Origin of the sequence: Halobacillus sp. (genome assembly GCF_049282395.1) — a bacterium.
GTDB lineage: Bacteria > Bacillota > Bacilli > Bacillales > Halobacillaceae > Halobacillus.
Window position 1 is genome coordinate 1 of the sequence record NZ_JBAPTY010000456.1, and the last position, 2061, is coordinate 2061.

Annotated in this window: 1 protein-coding gene; it reads right to left on the reverse strand. The window is 42.7% G+C overall.

Annotated elements, in window-relative coordinates; all coding sequences use genetic code 11:
* Positions 1-349: 349 nt before the first annotated feature.
* Positions 350-1522, reverse strand: a complete 1173-nt coding sequence (locus WAM07_RS18710) for an iron-containing alcohol dehydrogenase (protein WP_422168896.1) — start codon at positions 1520-1522, stop codon at positions 350-352.
* Between the last annotated feature and the right edge of the window lie 539 nt (positions 1523-2061).

The window sequence follows — 2061 nt, forward strand, 5'->3', positions numbered from 1 at the left end:
CATTTACACAACCCGCATATAGACAAGGCTTTATTCTGGTATAAACCTTTTTCAGAAGAAGTTGAAGATGGTTCCAACTAATTTCGCGTGCTATGGAAACGATGGGAATAACTAGCTAGATGAGCGACTGGATTCAAAAGAAGCGCAACACTTAGAGTTGATGAAATTTGTGCTTTAAAGTTATAAATCTAAGAAGTTGTACTAAGATTCAAATGATCCCTCCTATGGATAACGGTATGGAATTCAAATTATTTCAAAGAAGCAGGAAGAACACAACTTCCGCTATTCAGCTATAAAAAAAGAGCTCAGGGGAAATTCCCTGAGCTCTTTTGCTATTGAAATTCATTTTTTACGCTTTCACTAGAGCTTCCTTGCCATAGAAAGAGGCTTTAAATAGCTCTTTCATTTGCTCTAGAGAAGTTTCACGCGGGTTGGTGCCTGTGCATGGATCTTCCATAGCATTTTCAGCCATCGTATCAAGATGCTTGTTGAATTCTTCTTCGGATACGCCGAAGTCCTGAAGGGTAGTAGCAAGACCGAGATCTTTGTTCAGTTGATAGATATACTCAACAAGAGAATCCGTTAATTCAGCGTCGTTATCGCCTTTCAGATTCAGACGACGGGCGATTTCAGCGAAACGATCTTCCACCACTTCACGGTTGAACTGGATTACGTAAGGCAGGTAGATCGCATTGGCATAGCCATGCGGAATGCCGAACGTTGGGCCACTCTTATGAGCGAGGCTGTGCACGTTACCGAGTACAGCGTTCGCAAAGGCCATGCCTGCCATTGCTTGAATGGTGTGCATTTTCTTAGCGGCTTCCTGATCGCCTTGATAAGAAGCAAGCAGGTTATCTTTAATCACTTCAGCTCCGCCTAGTGACAGAATATCCGTGTACATCGTACGCGGTTTCGCTACATAAGCTTCGATGGTGTGCGTGAATGCGTCCATACCTGTATAAGCAGCGATGTGCTTCGGCAGTTGTTCGATCATAACCGGATCGATTATCGCAACATCCGGTGTCAGTTCAAAGTCAGCTACTGGATATTTCACATTCGTTGTTTCATCGGCCACAACAGAAAGGTTGGATACTTCAGAACCACTTCCGCTTGTTGTTGGAATACCGGCGAATTTCGCTTTATTGCGAAGGCGCGGCAGTTCAAATGGTTTAATTGCATCTTCAAAAGCAAGATCAGGGTGCTCATAATAGAGCCAGATCGCTTTGGCAGAATCCATTGCGGATCCGCCGCCGATGCCGATAATCCAGTCCGGCTGGAATTTCTCCAGATCTTTTGCGCCTTGTTTGACGACTTCAAAGGTTGGCTCACTGTCGAAGCCTTCCAGTACTTCTGTTTCTATATTAGCAGCTGCCAGGTGTTCCTGTACCTTGGAAAGGTTTCCGTTACGTTTAACAGAACCTCCTCCAATAACGAGTGCGGCCTTTTTACCTTCAAAAGACTCTAACACTTCAAGTGCATTCTCTTCGAAATAAATATCGCGTGGAATTGTAAAACGACTCATAGTAAAAATAGCCTCCTTAAGTTGGCGTTATTGATTATCGTTTCTTAGTAAAAAACTGCCCCTGCCGTTCATCGGAGGGCAATGGAAAGTTATATTCCCATTCCATCTTTTTATAAAACCTCTTCGATTGTTCGCAGGGTATCTGGGAAGTCTTTTCTATGGAGAAAATAACTTCCACAAGTGAGGGATTCCCGTTGTGTAATCATTTAAACACGTGGATGTAGGAGAGCGGTAAGGGACTTGTTTCTTTACATCTTGTTTTCCAGTCCTATATTGCATCCTTTTTTCATTCGCTTTAAAATTTTATATGATTGATGAACTGTCAACACAATCGCTATGGCAGCTGTAATGGTTAGCAATACCAGACTGGCTGTTATACTGTTATCTTTTACGAACACGAAAAGTAGGCAGACTCTGCTTTGAACAATTCTCCTTTACGGAAAATGTGATTTAGTGTGAATAGTGCGGCTAAATTAACAGTTTAGAAGGTATAAAGAGTCACAGGCGTGCGTAATCGTATAGAGGAAGGGACGAGAAGT

Bases quoted from the DNA above. Each gene is read 5' to 3' on its own strand.
- WAM07_RS18710 (WP_422168896.1), bottom strand. From the start codon at position 1,522: ATGAGTCGTTTTACAATTCCACGCGATATTTATTTCGAAGAGAATGCA.